Origin of the sequence: Lactococcus muris (genome assembly GCF_042849115.1) — a bacterium.
Classification (GTDB): Bacteria; Bacillota; Bacilli; order Lactobacillales; family Streptococcaceae; genus Lactococcus; species Lactococcus muris.
Map to the genome: position 1 here is coordinate 1 of NZ_BAAFQO010000001.1, position 20429 is coordinate 20429.

The 20429-nt window shown below is 39.5% G+C and carries 11 protein-coding genes and 1 pseudogene; 1 reads left to right on the top strand and 11 read right to left on the bottom strand.

The annotated features are described in order from the left end of the window. The 3 genes and pseudogenes from ACGHCK_RS00005 to ACGHCK_RS00015 form a co-directional block, all read right to left on the bottom strand. Positions 1-516 (bottom strand): annotated as a pseudogene (locus tag ACGHCK_RS00005) (hypothetical protein); the annotation flags it as partial. Positions 517-941: 425 nt separating this feature from the next. Then, positions 942-4376 carry a Calx-beta domain-containing protein gene (locus ACGHCK_RS00010; protein WP_271328185.1) on the bottom strand — a complete coding sequence of 1145 codons (3435 nt, stop codon included), beginning with the start codon at positions 4374-4376 and terminating at the stop codon, positions 942-944. 154 nt (positions 4377-4530) lie between these two features. Beyond that, positions 4531-5793 (bottom strand): MFS transporter, encoded by a 1263-nt coding sequence (locus ACGHCK_RS00015; RefSeq protein ID WP_251421991.1) that lies wholly within the window; start codon positions 5791-5793, stop codon positions 4531-4533. A gap of 431 nt (positions 5794-6224) precedes the next feature. Here ACGHCK_RS00015 and ACGHCK_RS00020 point away from each other — a divergent pair, with 431 nt between their 5' ends. After that, the gene (locus ACGHCK_RS00020; RefSeq protein ID WP_202230513.1) at positions 6225-7553 is read left to right on the top strand and encodes a hypothetical protein; all 1329 of its coding nucleotides are present in this window, start codon (positions 6225-6227) and stop codon (positions 7551-7553) included. A 438-nt stretch (positions 7554-7991) separates the two neighbouring features. On the opposite strand, the gene ACGHCK_RS00025 is transcribed toward ACGHCK_RS00020, so the two are convergent. From ACGHCK_RS00025 to rnc, 8 genes are all read right to left on the bottom strand, one after another. Then, positions 7992-8753: a YibE/F family protein gene (locus ACGHCK_RS00025; protein WP_251421985.1), complete on the bottom strand. Its 762-nt coding sequence runs from the start codon at positions 8751-8753 to the stop codon at positions 7992-7994. Continuing rightward, entirely contained in the window at positions 8750-9850 is a 1101-nt protein-coding gene (locus ACGHCK_RS00030; protein WP_271328189.1) for a YibE/F family protein, read from the bottom strand. The genes ACGHCK_RS00025 and ACGHCK_RS00030 overlap by 4 nt, the downstream gene beginning before the upstream one ends. Then, on the bottom strand, positions 9843-11936 hold the full coding sequence (locus ACGHCK_RS00035; protein ID WP_251421982.1) for a hypothetical protein: 2094 nt from the start codon (positions 11934-11936) through the stop codon (positions 9843-9845). Before ACGHCK_RS00035 ends, ACGHCK_RS00030 begins: the two co-directional genes overlap by 8 nt. After that, positions 11920-13491, bottom strand: coding sequence for an ArnT family glycosyltransferase (locus tag ACGHCK_RS00040; RefSeq protein WP_251421979.1), 1572 nt, complete (start codon positions 13489-13491; stop codon positions 11920-11922). Before ACGHCK_RS00040 ends, ACGHCK_RS00035 begins: the two co-directional genes overlap by 17 nt. Further along, positions 13448-13870: an EbsA family protein gene (locus ACGHCK_RS00045; RefSeq protein ID WP_251421977.1), complete on the bottom strand. Its 423-nt coding sequence runs from the start codon at positions 13868-13870 to the stop codon at positions 13448-13450. The genes ACGHCK_RS00040 and ACGHCK_RS00045 overlap by 44 nt, the downstream gene beginning before the upstream one ends. A 6-nt stretch (positions 13871-13876) precedes the next feature. Then, on the bottom strand, positions 13877-16105 hold the full coding sequence (locus tag ACGHCK_RS00050) for an LTA synthase family protein (RefSeq protein WP_394304416.1): 2229 nt from the start codon (positions 16103-16105) through the stop codon (positions 13877-13879). An 89-nt stretch (positions 16106-16194) separates the two neighbouring features. Beyond that, positions 16195-19713 (bottom strand): chromosome segregation protein SMC, encoded by a 3519-nt coding sequence (gene smc / locus ACGHCK_RS00055; RefSeq protein ID WP_271328188.1) that lies wholly within the window; start codon positions 19711-19713, stop codon positions 16195-16197. Next, on the bottom strand, positions 19703-20398 hold the full coding sequence (gene rnc / locus ACGHCK_RS00060; protein WP_202230528.1) for a ribonuclease III: 696 nt from the start codon (positions 20396-20398) through the stop codon (positions 19703-19705). The genes smc and rnc overlap by 11 nt, the downstream gene beginning before the upstream one ends. Positions 20399-20429 lie beyond the last annotated feature (31 nt).

Genomic DNA, 20429 nt, shown 5'->3' on the forward strand with positions numbered 1-20429 from the left:
ACGGTTAAAGGTCGGCATGAAGTAAGGGGCATTCAGCTGACCTGAGCCGTCTGTGGCTGCGCGGGGCTGCCAACCGACAGTCCAGCGGGCACGGGCATTGAAGACAGCGCCCGGTCCGACACGTTGGCCGACTGTATTGCCTGAGGCTTCTGGTGTCCAAGGCGTCCATGTGCCCGTGTCTTCTTTGATGGGTTGGACTGCGTTACCGTCTTCCACCTCTTGTGGGTCGGCTTGGACCAGAGATTCGCCATTGATTTCCATGTATTCGAGGAGTTTTACGCGCACCAAGATAGGGGCATCGCCAAAGTTCTCGGCGAAGACGTCCTTGTTGCCTGAGGCGCGGTCAAAGTAGTCGTGCAGGCGGCCAACTTCTTCAAAGTTGACACTGACACTGCGGTCATTGATGGCTCTCTGTGTGAAGGAGAACCATGCGAAGGTTCCTGAGATGAGCAGCAGGACTGACAATATGGCTAAAAGGATTCCTAGTTTTTTCCTGTTTCTGTTTGTTGCGTGCATTTTATTTCTTCCTTGTATTTCAAATTTTATGGATATGAGAAGTTTTATGACTTTGGGGTCAAAAACGATTATTTTTTAGCTTTAGTGCAGGGCAAAAAACGTCCCAGTTATCCGGAACGTTTTGGTGCATACGAAAAAGAAGGGTAATCTACCGCTTGTTGTGTTGTGTTGTGTTGTGTTGTGTTGTGTTGTGTTGTGTTGTGTTGTGTTGTGTTGCCTGATTATAAGTCATTGGGGGGCTTTCTCCAAATACAATGATATCTCTCATCATATTTTAACATGTTACTTAATATTTATGAAATGTAATCATAACATTATTGTTACAGTGCTATCTCTAGAAAGAATTCTTATTAAAAAACACCACCAATATCCTAATTATCACCAAAAAATCAATCCCATGATTTCGGATTGATTTTTGCTTTTTTCTAAACTTTATGTTTATCTGATTCCAAAGATTGTTTCTTCTTCATGAGTCCCACTAGGGCAAGAAGTAAGATGCCTGATGCAGTTAAAGTCAAGTCCAGAGTTTCTCCTGTTTTAGGGAGTTCCTTGGCTTTCTCTGCAACTGAAACTTTTTCAGAAATAACTTCAAGTACAAAGTCTTCTCCACTTTCTTGCGGAACTGCTATAAGCTGAGGAGGTGGAAGAGGGCTCTCTTCTTCTAATCCTACCTGAGTTTTTTCCTCTGGAATTAACTGCTCTTCATCGATACTATAAGCTCTTAGCTGAGTGATAGTATCGCTATTTCCCGCTTGGTCAATCACAGATAAAACTGCAATCACGCGTTGATCTGAATCTGTCAATAAGTCTTCCATACGCACATCCACTTGCCAAGAACCATCTTCGTGTAACTCGACAAAATAAGTCATATTACCGACAAGCACTGCCAGACTAGCCTCTTTGACATCTATTGGCAGGCTGAAACGTCCCCCTATCACAGCAGTAGCCTGCGCCTGCTCAGTAAGAGATACATAATCGTCATGCGCCACATGAAGAATTTCTAAAGTAGCACCTTCCAGTGCTTCCGTATCGTGATCCACTGTATAGCTTAAACTGTCTGAACTCATGGCACTATTATTGGCGCTATCCTTAGAAGTCAAGATGGCCTCAATAATCAAATCTTCATCTTGCAGTAAATCTGCCGTTGAAACTTCTAAAGACCATGAGCCGTCTAGCGCAACAATTGCACTATAAGTTTGATCGTAAACTTTGAGCAGCAAGCTATATTCAGCCGTGTCCGTAGGCAGCATAGCGTGACCCGTAACTGTTATTTTTTCTTGGGCTTGCTCCAAGAGTGTCAGGTGATTATCTGTCGCAATACTTTCGATAGTCACGCTGTTGCTATGTTCCTTATCCTCTAAAACATCATCGTCTAAGATAATCTCATTAGCCGGTGGTAGGATACGAATAGGCAAGTCCGTCTCTGAAATAAGTGCATCACCATCTAAGTCCAAATGTGCTGTTAAGATAATAACTGTAAAGTTTTCATCTGGTTCAACGATTGAATCTTGTGTAGTATTGACAAAAACAGTCACTTGCTTTTGTCCCGCTCTAATCCAAATCCCGCCCGTAAGATCTTCAAAATCATCACCTGCACCAGCACTGCCGCCTAAACTTGTAAATGTTAAATAGACATCATAGGGCTGTTCCTGATCCAGACTAAAGATAAACTCGGCCTGCTCTCCCTCTTTAATGGTAGGGTTATCAGTCACCCGAACCGTTGGCAAAGGGAGGATGGCGAACACTTCACCATCTGATGCGGTGTTGCCTGCTTGATCTACAGCAGTCGCTGTGGCAGTCAAGGAAACAGAATTTCCTTCTAAGAACAGGCTGTAGTCAATATTAGTAAGGGACCATTGACCGTTGACAACATTGACCACATAAGTTTTTTCATCTCCCAGTGCCGAAACCAGTGTAACAGTTACTTCCTGCCCCTCTTCTATATCTTCCACATAGCCTGTAATGTTCAAGACTTGGCTTTCATAGATGGTGCTGACAGGATTGATGTGAACTGTAGCTCGAGTATCTATGACAAAGCCCGAACGATCATTGTCCTTAATGCCAGCTTGTGCCTGTGTTTTTACAAGAGGTAGCGCTAAGAGTTGATTCCCAATATGTACTTTTGCTGAAAGCAACTGCAAGCTATACTTTTCCTCATCTGCTTCGTCAAAGCTATCATCGAGAGTCGCGACATCAACAATAACTGAAGTTTGTCCTGCTTTGAGAACAACTACTCCTGTTTTTGCGATGAAGTCTGAACCCTCACTGGCAGTTCCAGACTGCGTTTGATAAGTAATCTCTGTATCATATTCTAGAGCGGTTTCCAAACTGATAATAAACTGGCTTGTTTCACCCTCAACAACAGTTTGCGCATCAAGTATGTCGATACTTGGAAAATCAAGAACAGCCGTAACCCGCACATTACTTGTTTCGTTACCCGCTAAATCAATGGTCCAAGCCGATAAACCAAGCGCTCCAAGTTTGAAATCAGAGGAGGAAATCCCTAAAACTTTCCATTTGCCATTTTCTACGACAGTCGTAAAATACTTTGAAGTTAATCCATCAGTTACTGTAAGTTTAACCGTTTGTCCGTCTTCAACATCTGTGACTGTACCATAAACATCAAACAGTTGACCTTTATAAATGCTATTGCTTGCGTTTATTGGATTTGCATCAAAATCAATCCCTGCATAGACATCCGCTTCCCATGGTGCAACCGCAATAGGACTCGTATTTCCTGCTGGGTCAACTGCTTGGGCTGTGATATTTCCTGAGGATTGCTGTGCATTGCTTTCTACAGTCCAATGTCCAGCTGCATCTAGAGGCACGCCATCAGTCATCGTTCCGTCAGGCCAAGTAATTGTAATCGTTGTCCCAGCCTGAAACACTCCACTCATACTCCCTGATGCTGTAGGAAGGCGGTCATTATCGGCATCCGAAATATAGATAGACGGCTTGCTTGGTGGAGTAATATCTGCATATTGCGTGCTGACTGTCACACTTGCATTACCCGCAAGGTCAATAGCAGTGACACTTAGCGTACCGCTGCTTTGAGAAGTTGGGCTCTCTACAGTCCAAATTCCCTCTGTATTGACAGGAACATTAAATGTTTTTGTACCGTCTGGCCAAGTGACCGTGACAGTCGTGTCTAGTGCAGATGTACCTGTAGCGTTGATTCGGTCATTTCCGTCTGGGTCAGCAGCAACGATAGTTGGTGCTTCAGATACTTGTGCCAGTAGCGGCTCCAGCTGCTGCTCTCCACTCAAAGTTTGTTCAGAAATAGAGAGCACTTCTCCTGTTTGGACCTTATAAGTTACAGCAGTAGGAAGACTACTCCTATCTGCATCCAAATTTTCCTGAGTGGGGGCTTGGTCAAATAGAACAAAGTTATTGTCCTCAAGAAAGGCCTGTGTATCATCGTAAACAAAGATTTCAAGATTGAAAGCAATGTCATGTCCGTCAATGGCAACAACGGCTGACATATTATTTACACCGACAGGTGTACCCGCCTCGCGCAGTTGTATAAATAATGCCTCTACAATCTCATCAACATAGCCATCAATAATCGTTTCCGATGTGTTGGCATAGATAGCAGCCGAGGCCGAAATCAAAAGTGAACGCTCAATCTCAGCCCTTAAGGTAGCATCATCAGCCCTGTTCGAAATGGCAAAATTACTGAGCTGCTTCGCAATAATCTCTTGACTGCTTTGTTCTGCTGAAACCTTTTTAACTGGCCATACTGTTCCAACAGCAGCACCTAAGCCAGCAGCGACTGTAGCTGTCATCAGGACATTACCAAATTTTTTCAAGCGTTCCAACCTTGCTTCTGGGCTGGAATAGCGTGTGTGTGTTGTGTGCATAAAAACTCCGTTCTAATTATATTTTAACTTTGCAATCATTATCTCATAATTATCAAAAGTAAAAAAATAATATAAGGCTTGCACATTTTTAGGAGCAAATCACTATTTCTGAATATAAAAAAACTCCCGAGGAGTTTTTTCATTTATAAAATCATTATTTTGTTTTTTCTGTTAATTTTTTCTGTAAAAATTTATCGTAATTTCGTACAGATGGGGTGAAATAAAGGAGAAAAGCTGATAATATACCACCGAAGCCTGCGATGATAAGCATGTTTTGGACACCGATAGAGTCTGCAACAGGTGCTGCAAAAATAAGTCCTATAGGTCCAGCAAAACTCATCAAGGCAGAAACAATCCCCATGACACGCCCGAGGTATTGTGGTTCAAAAGACTGCTGTGTAAGCGCCATATTCATAGTATTAAAAATCTGTCCGACAACACCCGCTAAAACGTTAAGGACAAGGAAAATCCAAAAGCCCGTCATATTTCCAGGGAGGAAACCAGAGCCACCAATGGTCAAACCTACTACTAGATAAGCCATAATAATCCAAGGCATCCGATCTTTAACCTTACCAAAAATACCAACAGCAAAAGAGCCGACAAGCATCGCTGCTGCATAAAGAACTTCTACCCAGCCCGCATGAACAATTGTCCCACCAAAATATTTCGTCGTTACCAAAGGATAAAGACTCATGGCTGGCATAAAGAGAAGCATGAAGAGAGCCCCGATGAGTGTCATCTTCCACATCGGTTTATTGTCCCTTAAAATATTGAAGCCTTCTTTGGCATCTCTGAACACAGCAATTTTTTCACCCTGCGTAGAAACTTCAGGAATTTTGACCAGAAGCAGCATACCAGCCCCTAAAATAAAACCAATGACATCAAGTAGGATAACCCAATGAATAGGAAAGGCAGCAACCATGAAAGCCCCAATACCTGGAGAAACGATGAAAACTAAGGACTGAATCATCCCAAACTGCCCGTTTACTCTAGTAATTTCATGCTTAGGTACCATGGTAGGCATGATAGATTGGACGGTTGGCATTTGAGCGGTTTGTGCCACTGCACGAATCCCAATAGTGATAAAGACCATCCACAGGGGATATACATCATGATTAATACCATAAATAAAGAGCCCTAAGGCGATAACAGCAACGATGGCATCATAGAAAATTAAAAGAAATTTCTTGTTTATACGATCGATAAAGGGACCGACCAAAGGACTAAGAATAGCCATCGGTAGCATGCCAACCAAGGTTGCGATAGCAAGGACAGATTCTTCACCAGATTCGAGAGTAAGATACCAGATAATTGCATATTGGACAATCATCGATGTTACCCCGGTTAAGAGTTGCCCTATTAGAAACAGGTAAAAATTCTTTCGCCAGTTTTCTGGTTTGATTGTAGTTGTATTCAATTTATATTTTCCTTCTTCATAAAGTCAAGTATTCTTTTTCAGTTATAGCAACTTTTATTACAAACTCCTCTTCAAAGCGCTTTATTATTCTATCATATTCGTCTCACATAAACAAAAGGAATGAAAAAGATATTTTTCTGGAAAAATTAGTGAAAAAACAAATTCTTTTACGTACTAATATATGGAGAGGATTTATGAGCTTTATCAGGAATAAATAATTTTTATTTTTTGAAGTCTTTTTATGTTTATTTTTCCAACGCAAAGAGAGTTCAAAAGAGAGGAGGATTCACTAGAAAGTTCATAAAACTTAGAGAAAAATAAAAAGTTATACGCAGACTTTTCTAAACCCGTCAGACAGTGGTTAAAAGAAAGGTTTATCAAGTAAAAATGATGTGGAAATTTCCGCATAAATGTCGTTAAAGGAGACAATGATGATAAAAAACAGAGCAAAATTTTTTACAACAATAGGAATTTTAATCTTAAGTGCAGTGCTTGCAGGATGTTCCAAAGGAGACACAAATAAATCAAGCACAGCAGCACCCGAACAAAGCAAGACAGAAGAAAAAACACCGTCTTTTAATTTTATTGCTAATAAAAATCAACCTGAAACAGTCAATGACTTTTTACCTATCTTCGCTCAACAGTTGAAAAAATATAATCAGGTTGCTGAAAAAATTTGGCCTAACAGTGCCGTCACACAGATTCCTGTTGTTTTAGAAGACACGGACAGTAAAAAGATGTGGAAAATCACTCCAGATGGGCAAATCAGTGATTTTTCTGACAAAGATGCAGAAGATATGAATGTTAACCGCTCTGAATATCCAGGGACTTGGGGCTACTATGGCAAACAGTTTGGAAAGTTCGGAGTAGATGCAAACTATAGTGTACATGGCAAGGAGCTTAAGGGCGGAGGAATGTATTTCTCACTCAATAATGCTGCACTTAAGGATAAGAAAACATGGAACCGCTATCCACATCTTGGCACTTACGATGCCTTGGTCTTTGTCTTGCATGAAAATTTCCATATCTTTGAACAGGAGAGATGGGACAAGTTACCTGAAGAAGAAATTGCAAAAATTGGCTCCAAAAAAGATCAACATCTTGATAATGTAGAAGCCCGAGTCCTTCGTTATCAATTGATCCAAGAGCTAATGAAGGCTGTTGCGCAACCTAACGACCAAGCTTTAGTTCTCAAAGCTCTTTCAACTTATAAAGAATATGAAGCAAAGCACAAGGCAGACTTTGATGCTGCACAATATTGGGATCGCGTAGAAGGATCTGCTCAGTATATGGAAGTAATGGCTGCTCTCCAAACCTATTTCCCAGATCAGCTTAAGACGGACGATGATATTGCTCAAGCTGTCCAAGCATTAGGGAAGCAGACGAAAGGTTATGGAAAATCAACCGGAAATGTGGAAGAAGCTTATGATGTTGGTGCTTTCGCAGGTTTTTTATTGGATCGCTATGATACCTCATGGAAGACTAAACTTATGAAGGATAAAAATACAACACCAATAAGCTTACTCGCTCAACATTTTCAGAAAGAAAAACTTCCTGATTATAAACCGCTTAGTGAGGATGATAGAAATAAGCTCCTAGAGCAAATATCAAGTAAGAAAAAAGAGCTTATCACTTATCAAAAAGAATCATTAGAACAAATGAAAAAAGATCTTCAATCAATCGAAGACCCTCAACAGAAAGCGGAATTAGAAAAAGAAATCAAAGCTCTCGAAGAAAAAATTGCAGCCTTAGAAAAATAATCTAAATAAAAAAGACAAAATCATACCTCTTGAGTAAACATTTAAGAGGTATGATTTTTCATTTTATAATATCTTTCCATTCGTGCACTTAATGTATTTCCTGCTCATCCTCCCTAATGGCACAAAATACTTCAAAAGCTCAAAGTTTTCTTTTAAATCAGTGATATAACAAACAGTACTGCAATAAGCAAGACTAACAGCAAAAGTGATTCCCATATGATGAGAGAAAGCAAGGGATTCAGGCCTTTGATATGTAACCGATCCGCAATCCCATCTAATAAATTCTTATTCATGTATATAATATATCAAAAAGTTTAATGCTTTGCAATATGATTTCTTTATTTTTTCGTAAATATTTCCAAAATTATATTTCTCCCTTGCACTTCCTTTTTCATCTCACACAAAAAAGCTAGGAGTTCAACATAAATGAGTCTCTTTTTATACTCCTTCATGCATTTTTTCAAATTCTTTTTCCACAAAATATCCCGACAAGAAAATCGCAAAAAGTATCCCTATCATTCCTAAGAGCATTGCGGCCATGTCCGCCAGAAGCAGTTTGGAATTTATTATTTCTGCAAAGCTATAATGAAGTCTTACAAACCAAAGGATAAGACTAAGTGATGAACCTAATAATCCAAAAAACAATGTATTTACAGCAGTGCCAAGGATTTGTTGAGAAATTATAAAGCGTTGTTCTTTAAACTGGGCCAGTGACATCTGCGCATCTTGTTCGACAACTTCAGATAAACTAGCAACAAGTGCCATAGCTGCCTCTGCTACTGCCCCTAACATCGAAATAACCATAACCACAATTGCAACATTGGAAAAATTCAAACCAATAGCCAAAGACAGTTCCTCGAGTTCTTCCGTATCCTCAATTGCAAAGCCTTGGAGATTACCCAAATATTGGACAAGAATAGCTAAAATCATCAGCGTAAAAACAACAATAAGACTTGCTTTGAAAGAAATATTGGTCACCCTGTTGTCATCTGAAGACATATATATAGCCACTGCTAAAATTAAGACAGATGCAACACATAAAAGAATAAATGTATTCGCCCCCCATGACAGGAGCGTTATCATAAGAAAAATCAGAGCAAAGTTGATAAATAATCCGAAAAGGTTACGCATCCCTTCCCCTCCAGAAACGAGGACAAGCAAAAGTGCCAAAATGAGAAAGAGAACCATTAAACTATTCATTTTATTGTCTCCCTTCTTAAAGCAAAACTTGTCACAAAAGCCGTAATTGGCACTGCAAGGACAATGCCGATAGCAGAGATAATCGTCTGTAAGAGCCCCAAATTAAGCGCCGTTCCAGCAATATAACTCCATGTGTTGCCGTTTCTCAATAAGAGCAAGGTCATCGGAATCGTTTCTGCCATAAAAATCATAAATAGAACATTAGTTAATGTCCCGATAATTTCTTTCCCAATTTCCATTCCTGACTTTACATAATCCTTCTGGGTCATGTTAATATCATGGGCTTTGTTTTGACGATAAAGACCAAATAAACCTGCGACAATATCTCCTGTACCATCCATAATTGCTCCGAGTACACTTATGATTGCTCCGACAAAGAAAAACAGGATAGGGTTCTGTGTCACATAGCTCATATTTTCAAAATGTACACCTGAATTTCCTGTGGCCTTCAAAACAGAAAATGTCAATAAGAAAGTTAAGAGGCTTGTTAAAAGGGTTGTTAATAAGGTAAGGAACATCTGCCGTGTAAAGCCCAGTACAAAGCTCAAAGAACTGAATACGAAAAGAAAAGCTAAACAAGAAAAGATAATCAGAGCATTGACAGAAGTAAAATGAATGTCAGCAGCAAGAGCCAAGACAAAGTAAAGGAGGTTTAATGCGAGCGAAACAGTTAAAAATAGAGAAGCACGCCAGCGAATAAAACTTAGCAGTAATCCAATAAAAAGTACTGCTAAACTTACAATAACCGCATCACGTTTTTGTCCGACAATTTGCATTTTACCTGCGCTTTTTCGTAGAAGAATTTTTTGATTTTTACGAAAAATTTGTCCTGTTACCTGAGACTGATTTGTGATATTTTGTAAATGTAAAATTTCATTTTTTTGAGCTGTATTGAGCAGTTTAACCGTAAGGTTTTGCTGTATCTCTGTGTCCTTGTTACCAAAATTATCATCTAATGTTGTCTTTCCAACATGCTTTACTTCTTCAATAATGCCCAAGGGCTCCTGATAGAATTGAGCATTGTTATCCACGATAAGAAAAGCTGCCACTGCAGCTAAGCAGGGCAGAAGAACTTTTTTCAGAAAGAGTTTACTCATCATCTTTTACCACAGCTAGGACAACGAAATAGCCCAGTAAATAAATCACAGCAAAGCCGAAAATCAATCCCATTGGGAATTTTGTCTTAGGCTGCCTTTGCGAGATAGAAAATCCAAATGAAGCTTGCTTATCGTTAGGAAGCTCAATCAAATAAGGATAATCCAAATTTTCAGTATTGGTCATCAGAGACATGGTAACAGGAACTTTTTGTATATTTTGAACCTGCATGCGGTACTGACCAGCAGTCATGTCTGCTCTTAACACAGTTATCGCATCTTCTGGAAGTATGGCTTGCTCAGCCACTTTTTTCCACCCACCTGCTTCCTTTTTCTCAATAATCAGCTTCATTTCCATAGTTGCATAGGATTTGAAATCAATATGATTGGCAAAGGTAGCGAGCTCAAAAGGTTGAGAAATACTTTCTCCTGCACCAAGTTCAATGCTCCCCTTACTGTAACCAAAGTGGTTTAGGGAATGTTGTTGCGCATTGACAGTAATCTTCTGCTTAGGTTGCACCTGCATTAAGGTGAGCATCAATCCCAATGACAAAAGTGACAGCACTGGATAAGCTATTTTTAAAAGCTTCTTCTTCCCTTTTTCAGGTTTAAATAGTGCTTTTTCAGAAAAAATCTTATCAAAACTCAGTGCAGCAGCAAGTATAATCAACGCAATTGTCATAAATTGATAACGCGGTTTCACTTCCCAAAGTAAAGTATGAAAGAGCGTAATCCCCATCGTCGTCAAAATAGAGAGAGAGAAAACCGAGATTTCTTCCTCTTTTGATTTCCAAAGACGATAAACAATGGCCAGAAGGAAAATAGACATAAGTGCTTTGGCATAGGTTGAAATAAAGATATTAACAGCACCGATATTATCAATCAGCCAACCCGGACCTCTTGTCCAGTTATAGTGACCAGAGAAAAGTTGATAATCTGTTGCTGTGGCAAATGTTCCGCAAGACCACAGCTGCCCAAATTTTCCAAGGAGAAGCACCGGAATCATCCAAGGCTTCTGTCCCAAATATGCGAGTCTCTCTTTTATTCCCGCAATATTTGCATCTTTTGCTGTCTCGAAACCAAAGTGATTGAGCGTATAGTCACGGTCGGCAGGAGTCCAAGTTCCCATCGAATCCGTATTAAGAGCTTCATAAATCCAGTTGATGGTTGGAAAAACATCCGGACCTTTGAGATCGTATTGCATCACGCTCGCCAAACCACGGGTTACGCCCATGGCTAAAATAATTCCTACAAGAGAAGCTAAAAGGAGTTTAGTAATAGAAAGCCACAATTTTTTATATTTTTGACGCTGACTAAAAGCCACCAAGCCGAGTATTGCTAAAGCAACCAAAACAATAATAATATTTGGACGGGCCAAGTATCCTACTGCAAATAGGAATGCTGTGCTGATAAATTGCCAAACGCCAAATGTCTCTGTTTTTTGTAGTTTATCAAACTTAAGTGCAATAATCAGTAAGACTAAAATCGCAAAACCATCAGAGTAACCAACTCTTAGAAGAAAATCGTAATTCATTGGAAGAATAACCATGATTAAGGCAATAAAGGCTGCGAGAGCTGCTCTTTTCTTCCAAAGAAAACGAATCATCAAGACCCAAATGCTCGTATTAATAAAAATATTAAAAGCATAAAAAATCACATAATAAGACACATGAAACAGTTGAGCAAGTTTCATAAAGCCAACGTTCAGAGCAACTAAGGGAAGAAGGTTGGGATATTGTCGAATCCAAACATCCCAAACCATATCCCCTTGCATAATGCGTGTCGCTTGAGCTTGTATATGCCAAGGGTCTCCGAAAACCATCATGTGAATCTGAGTAACAGAAATAATCTGAAACAAGAGAAATACTGTAAAAAAGGCGAAAATAAATATTTTCAGTCCTTTTTTATTCATCTTATGGAATTTTTGATAGGCAAAACGGAGAAGGAAAAAGAGCAAAGCAGCCAGCAATAATACGGAAATCGGTTCTAAAAAACCCACATCTGTATAGGGCTGTATAGCCATAAGCGCCAAGGCTGCAATAAAGAGCCCCAGCAAAATACGATACATGCTTTTATTCAGAAAGTCCATTTTTCCTCCTATAAGATTTGATAAAGTCAACCAGACCCATAGTTGCTAAAACAAGCATTACTGGCGCAAAGTTATAAAGGTAACGTGAGTTAGCTTCCCAAAGCAAGAGAAAACCTGTAAGACCTACCATTGAAAGTCCAACAATAAACCACTCTGTTTTATGTTTTTTGAAGATGCCCAAAAAGATTTCATACCACATAAGTGGAACAATAGCCAGCCAATAAAGGGTTTGAGCCGCTTTGAGCAATAACCAGCCCGTGATATTGCCTTCTTCTGGAGCAAAACTTGTCCAGTCAAAGTAACGAAAAACAAAGGGATTAGAATGACGATAGGTGTAAAAGAAGCTACTCAGATCACCATTAAACCATGTATACATAATCTTACGCCAGAGCTGTAATAGAATATCAAAAACGCTCATCTCTCTCAGATTATTTTTAAGTCGTTGTACAATCCCCTCTTTCTTAGATTCTACGTCTGTAAATGATTGGGAATAAGCTAAAACGTCTGGATTAAAGCCACCGTATTTATTGATGGGATCAAAGGACATTGTAATCCAATGAATCATCGGCAAATTGTAGCGATCATTGGCTGACTCTGAAAATGCTGGGTCTGAGGAAACAACAGACTTAACCCCTTGGTGAACACCAACAAAAAGAAGTGCTGCAATAGGCAGCATGATAAGGAGCTTCTTCCATTTGCGATTAAGGATGAGGAAACAGAAGACAGCAATCATCGGAATGAAAACCGTTGGCTTTATACTAAATCCTAGAAATACAACTAAGCAAGCAGCAATCCACCACATAATCATCTTGCTTGTTTTTTCTGCTTTAAGGGCATAAACCATAAAAAGCAAACCGAAAATAACAAAAGGCAAAGTAGCGGTATCGGTATAGAGCTGGGCACCGTAGATGTAAAAAGGGAAAAATCCAAAGGCAACCAAATTATAGAGCAGAGCCATTTTAATAGTGGATATCTTTTTAATCAAGAGTGAACCACCTAAGACAGAAAGGCTCGTAAGAACTGCTGCTACAGCTGTTGTCGCTAAAATAAGAGAAGAATAGTTCCTAAAAGGTGCAAAAATCGTATTATAAATTATCCCGAAAAATTGATTATTAGGATAGCGCAAGAAATACAAAAGTTGGTTTTCTGTCATTGGCAGATTTATAAAGGAACGGCCGCCCAAGTAAAGGCTGTTTCTCAAAACGACAAAGAAATCCCAGTCATGTGCCGTGTCAGGGACATGAATAATAAAGAAAAAAGGAACGAGCAATACTGCAAGACCTAAAATCCACATTGACATTTTATAGTAACGTTGGAGTTTATTTTCTGTCAGAGTGGCTATTTTTTTGAATGAGCGATAAACGAAAACCATGTAGGCTGCTGCGATAAACATACAGACATTCCCTAAAATGAAAGCTGTAATATACTTCTCATTCCAAGCGGGCGTTTCCATGATTACATAAATATTTGTTCCGAGCCAAAGAAGGCCAAAAATAATTGACCAAAAAATCTTAAACTTTTTCGGATCTTTTAAGTGCTGATGTAGTGTATTCAACTTTATTTTCCTTTAGTACATTTTGTAGAAGTTGATTGGATTTTCCCAATACAACAAACTGATATTCCTTGCCGATATAAATAAATCGAAGCGTTCTTGGCGTAACTTTAACGGAGCTCATGTAAGCGAAATCTATTTTGAGCATTCCTAATCGAAAATCCCGAGAAAAATGCAAGGCATCCTCTGCAGCAAAAAAACGACGCTGCCTCACTAAAAAGTAAAAGGCAAAAACTAGAAAGACAAGGATAGAGATTTGAAACCAATTTGTCCGAAGATTATTTTCATAGAAAAGCACTTGCTGGAAAGAAAGAAGAATAACCCACCATATCCAAGCTATTTTATAAGCATTTGTCAAAGGCTGAAAATATCCTGATTTCATAAAAGTTTACTTTCCTTTCTCAACTTTTTTAGCTGTGGAAGATGTTCTATTTGTGCCGTCCTTTTCCGCATTTTTCACTGCTTCAGCTTCTTCCTGTGCCTTTTGAGCTGCCAATACAGGATCATTAAAGAGATTCACAGAAGAAACGCCCTGATTTTCTGACAGAAGGGATGTCGAACGTGCTTTCAGCACATCTTGTTCCTTTCTCAAACGTTCCCGTGTTGAGTTTACGCCATAACTAAAGCTTCCTGGTTGCACCGGTTCAAATCCTGGTGGCGTATAGAAGCGCAGCAAGTCTTCCGTATTGAAAGTATCAGACATGTCTAACATCTGATTAACTTTTTCCTGAATACTGTCCACATACTTTTGTTGCTGCTCTGTCAGCGTCAAAACTTCTCCTGTTTTTGTATCATGATAAACAGAACTTGTTGCACTTGACTTAGTGATTGTAGGCGTAACAAAACCACGATTTCGAAGCGCTACAAATTGCTCACGATTTGGTGCAAATGCATCCTGACCAAACTGGATATAATCCTTGGTTGAAATTCCTAACAAGTGTTCCAAGGTTGGCATAACGTCAATTTCACCGATGTACTCATCACTGATATGTCCTGTTGTTTGTCCCGGAATATCAATCATGAATGGTGTACGCTGCATCATTGTGTTATCGTACTCTGTCCAGTCTTCTGCATTTTTACCAATAAATGGTGCATAGTATTTTGTATCTGAACCAGAAATACCATAGTGATCGCCATAAAGGACAATGATCGATTTTTCATAAAGTCCTGATTTTTTCAAATAATCAAAGAAATCTTTAACTGATGAATCTAAATAATTTGCAGTTACAAAGTAATTATCAACAACTGAGTTGCCAGATCCTCCCTCTAAAAGTTTCGGATTTATTTCAAAATCTTTCAGCCCTGTGTAAGGCGTGTGATTCGTAACAGTCAGATATTTCACATAAAAAGGTTGTTGTAACTGTTCAAGATACGGAATAGAATCCTTAAAGAAATACTTGTCCTTTATGCCCCAAGCCGTTGAGTTATCCGGTGTGAGATTAAAGAAAGATTGGTCAAAGAAATTTTGATAACCCATATTGCGGTAAACATTGTTACGGCTGTAGAAGGACCCAACGTTTCCGTGGAAGACTGCACTAGAGTAACCCTCTTTTTGCTGCAAGATGGCCGGCATGGCTTGGAAGGTCTGTGTGCTGCCCAGACTTGAAAAAAGTGAACCTGAGGCTAAGCCAAATGTAGACGTTTCAAGCATTGTTTCCGCATCTGATGTTTTCCCTTGTCCAACTTGATTGAAGAAATTAGAGAAAGAATAAACAGAAGGATTATTGTTATAAAGTGAATTCAGGAAAGGTGTAACTTCTTCACCGTTTACTTTCATATTGATGACATCTTGCTGCAGGGACTCAAGATGAATTACAATGACATTGCGATTTTTAGCAATACCGAACATCTCATCGTTGGGGGCAAGATAGCGTTCTTCTTGGATATAATTTTGAACCTTAGTGAAGTCAGTTTTTGAGGCCATGGCTCGCGTTTCATTAGATACATGCGTATACCAACTGTTTGTTGCTAACCATGGACCCAAACCCAGATAACGTACAATATAAGTCGCATCATATTGCGCTTGGCGTGAAACTAAGCGATGTTCTGTCAAGTCTGCCATCCAGAAGTTCAAGCCGAAAATCATCACAGATACGCTGAAAATTTTAAAAGCATAGAGCGTTGTTGGACGTCGTTCATCCATTTTGATCTTTTTCGTAAGGAAAAGGATGAGGATAAGGACAAGGTCAATCCAGAAAACAAGGTCAACCCATGAAACAGCAATTGCTCCTAGGTCAAAACCTTTACCTACCATACCTGCTCCACCTGTAAGTGTATTTAAAGTAAGAAAATCCGAAAATTCTCGGTAATAGAGAACATTCCCATAAACGAGCAGGTTCCCGATAAGGTTCATAAGGAGCAGACCCAAATAGAAAAGTTGCTTCCTTTTGACAAACAATACTAAACTAAAGAAAATTGCTGTGAAGCCTATCGGATTAACAATGACTAACAAATAATCTGCAAGCTTTGAAGAGTTTAATCCCTTAAAAACAGAGAAATAAGCAATCATGGTTTTGACCCAAATAAAGAAGGTCGACCAGCAAACTAAACCTAGCCGTGTATTAAAACTGTTGAATAATTTTTTCAAGGTTAACCTCAATTTATTTTTTATTTGCACAAGAGTAGATTCCTTTTTTACATTAGGAATAATTTTACCAGATGAGTCTTGAGTTAAGCTTAAGTTTTTTACGACCTACCCATTTTCTACTAAATATCATCCTCTAAGCGCACAGAAATAACTTTGGAGACACCTGCATCTGCCATTGTTACACCGTACATCGTACCAGCTGCTGCCATTGTCCCTCGACGATGTGTGACGACAATAAATTGATTAGAGTTATCAAAATGATTCATATAATCACCAAAACGTTTTACATTCGCCTCATCTAAAGCTGCTTCAACCTCATCTAGAACGACAAAAGGAACGGTTCTGACACGCAAGATAGCAAAAATTAAGGCCAAGGCTGTCAGAGCCTTTTCGCCACCCGACATAAGGTTGAGACTTGCTAATTTTTTACCCGGTGGTTGCACTTTAATCTCTACACCAGCTTCGAGTAAGTTCGTGCTGGTCAGCTCTAGGTTTGCCTCTCCGCCCACAAACATTTGTGAAAAAGTCAGTTGAAAACTTTCTCTAATCTGCTCAAAGGTTGATTTGAAACGAATTTCAACTTCTTCGTTCATCTCTTGGATCGTTCCAAGAAGCAAGTCTTTCGCCTCCAGAAGGTCATCTTTCTGCCCACTTAAAAAGGTGTGACGCTTGTTTACTTCTTCAAATTGCGTAATAGCATCCAGATTAATTGGACCTAGTGCACGGATTTGACGTTCAAGCTGGCGAAGTTGGTGCTCTGACTCGGCTAGGTTATCAAGTGAATTAGCTTTTGCTTTTGCCTCATCAAAACTCATCTCATATTCAGTAAAAAGTATGTTTTGACGATTTTTTAAAAGCTTTTCTGCCTGTTCAATTTTTACTTCTAAACGCGCTTTTTGATTATTAAGAGCTTGGTTTTGTTCAAGTAACTCATGATTTTGTTCTTCTAGCTCCTCCATTTGAGCTTGTAAATCCTCGCGTTCAAAGCGTAAGCTGACTAATGTCACATTGCATTCCTGAAGTTTTGCTTCTGCTTCCTCCAGTCTCTTGGCATAGCGATTACGGCTTTCTTCATCAATCTGAGTTGAGTTTGCAGCTTCCAGCTTAGTCATCTCTGATTGAATAAGAACTTGCTCTTCGCTCAAGCGGTCAAATTCCGTTTGCATAAAGCGCAATTCATTTTTTAGGTTTGAAAGTAACATTTTACTCTCATGATAAGCATTGCTTTTTTCTGTCTTAAGCGCATTGAAACTTTGACTGCTTGATTTTACATCCTCTAGCTGACCATCCAGAGCTTGCTTTTCTTCATCAATTTTTTTCAACTCCAGTGAAATTTTTTCATTTTCTTCTGTCAGTTCTTGCAGTACTTGGTGTGATTCTGTACTCTCAGCTCCAGCCACCAAGGTTGCAAGGTCTGATTTTCGCTCTGACAGTTGTTTGAGCTGCAGTTGTAACGCTTGCTCAGACAGGCGTTTTTCTTGAATATCTGAACGCAACTCCGCCACATGATTTCGCAAATTTTGTCTCACAGCTTGCTGTTTTTGCAACTTGTTCTCCACTGCTTTGAGCTTACTTTCTGCTAAGGCGATAACTTCAGTCAAGTGTTCAATTTCTGTACTTGTAAAAGTTGTATTGTTACGCTTTGCGGCTCCTCCTGAGTAAGAACCTCCTGGATTAATCTGCGTGCCGTCTAAAGTTACAATGCGAATCGTGTAGTTCATCGCTCTTGCAATTTGACTGGCATGTTCTGCTGTATCAACAATTGCTGTAGTTGCCAGTAAACTGGCCATAGCGCGCTGCAAGCGCGGCTCAAAATGAACAAGATTTAAGGCTGTATCAATAAAGCCTTCCATATTTATTAGACGCTCATAATTACGAAATTCACGTGGTTTAATCGTTGTCAAGGGCAGGAAAGTGGCACGTCCTAAACGTTTTTCACGTAAGTAGGCAATGGCTGCCTTCGCTGCCTCTTCGTCTTCAACAATAATATTTTGACTTCCAGCCCCCAAGGCAATATCAATAGCCGTCGTATATTTCTTATCAAAAGTCAGCAGTTCCGCAACAACTCCAACTATCCCACCTAGGTTTGAAGCTTGTGTCATTACGGCACGAACCCCTTGAAAGAAGTTACTGTGACTCTCACGGATATTTTCCATACTTGCCAGATTAGCCTTGTATTTACTCAGCTGTTGCATCTGGTCATACATGATGTTCTGCACGTGACGTTCATTTTCAGCATGCTGTGCTTCTTCTTCGGACTTTTCTTCCAATTCTTTTTCTAAAAGATGTATAAGCTGAGTTAAATCGCTCAACGATTTCTCAATTTGGGTTAATTCTGCAGACACAGCTTGGAATTTTTCCGTATTTTCTCGTACATGTTCATCGGATTCCATGAGACGACGTGAAATATTTTCAAATTCCACCTTATTTTTAGTCAGTTGATTGGAGAGCTCGGCTTCGTGATGTACGAGTTTCAAATAATCTTCACGAAGACGTTCAGACAAGCTTTCTGGATTTTCAGAAAAACGTGCCAGCTCTTTTTCTAACTGTTGGAGTTGAACCTGAGCTTTAACTTCCTGATCTTTCAAGTGTGTTTTTTTCTGCTCGGCTTCTTTCCTTTTGTTTGTTACTTCAAGGAGTTTTACACCCAGCTCATCTATCCGACTTTTCCGCTCTGCTTCTGATTTTTCAGAAGTTGATTTTTGTAAGTCAAAAACCTCTATTTTATGTTGCAGTTCTGCTTTTAGCTCCGTTAAAGTCAAGCTATTATGCTGAAGTTTTTCTTGCTCGCTCTCTACTTTCAAACGTGATTTTTTCAGCTGAACAAGCTCTGATTCATAGTTATTTTGCTGCCCCTTTAATCTTTCCAGCTCCAACTCGGTTTTACTAAGGTCACTCTTAGCTTTTTCGTATTTTTCTTTTTCATCTAAAAGCTGAGCAACAAGGACAGAAAGAGCTAGCTCTGAACGCTCTGCCTCTAAATCTTGAAAGCGCAATGCAACATCACGTTGTGCACGGAGAGGCGTCAACTGACCATTCAGCTCAAAGATGATATCTTCTAAACGGTCAAGATTATCTTGTGTCGTCTTTAGTTTGCTTTCTGTCTCAGTGCGGCGTGTCTTATATTTAAGTACTCCTGCTGCTTCCTCAAAGATGGCACGCCGCTCTTCTGGTTTAGAGTTAAAAACTGATTCGATACGTCCTTGAGAAATGATGGAAAGCGAGTCCCGCCCTAAGCCTGTATCCGTAAAAAGCTCATGAATATCTTTCAAACGACATTTTCGTCCGTTGATTAAAAACTCAGAATCCCCATTGCGATACAAGCGCCTTGTAATTGTTACTTCGCTTTCTTCTTCATAGCCAACAAGGTATTGATCTGAATTATCAAAAGTGACAATGACTTCTGTATAATTCAAAGCTTTTCTTTTAGCCGTTCCAGAAAAAATGACATCAGGCATTTTCCCACCACGAAGCGACTTGGCAGACTGTTCTCCCAAAGTCCAGCGTAATGCCTCAACAATGTTTGACTTTCCTGACCCGTTAGGTCCTACAACCGCTGTGACTCCCTGATCAAATTCGATTTTTGTACGGTCGGCAAAAGACTTGAAGCCGACGATTTCCATTTTTTTAAGATACATGAATTTGACCTTTTATTGCATTTTCTGCTGCTTTTTGTTCAGCAAGTTTCTTTGACTTTCCACGCCCGCGACCAAGTTCTTCACCATTATTGTAAACCGCGGACACAAATTCGCGCGCATGGGCAGGACCAGTTTCTTCCAAAATTTTATATTCAATTACTGTCTCACCATCTGCCTGCAAGACTTCTTGTAAAGTGGTCTTATAATCGATTACCTTAAAATAATCATCTGCTTTCACATGTGGGATAACAACACGGTTGATAAAACGCCTTACCTCTTCCATCCCTGCATCAAGAAAAAGAGCACCAAGGAATGCTTCAAATAAATTTTCCAGATTTGTGTCACGATTACGGCCACCTGTTTTTTCTTCACCATTTCCTAGGCGTAAAAAACGACCAAATTCACACTGACGCGAAAAGTTAGCTAAAGATTCTGTGCGGACAATGCTAGAACGCATCTTCGATAATTCACCTTCAAGTTTATCTGGATAAGTACGGTAAAGATATTCTGAGATGATTAAAGACAGTGCGACGTCTCCCAAAAACTCCAAACGTTCATTGTTTGCAACCTTTGGGAGGCGTTCTTCATTCGTGTAGCTCGAGTGAGTAAAAGCTATTTCTAATAACTCTTCATCGGCAAATTTTATACCGAATTCATCTTTAAGCTTAGTTTGAAGCTCAAACATAAAAATTCCTCCTAATTTTTAGTATTAACTT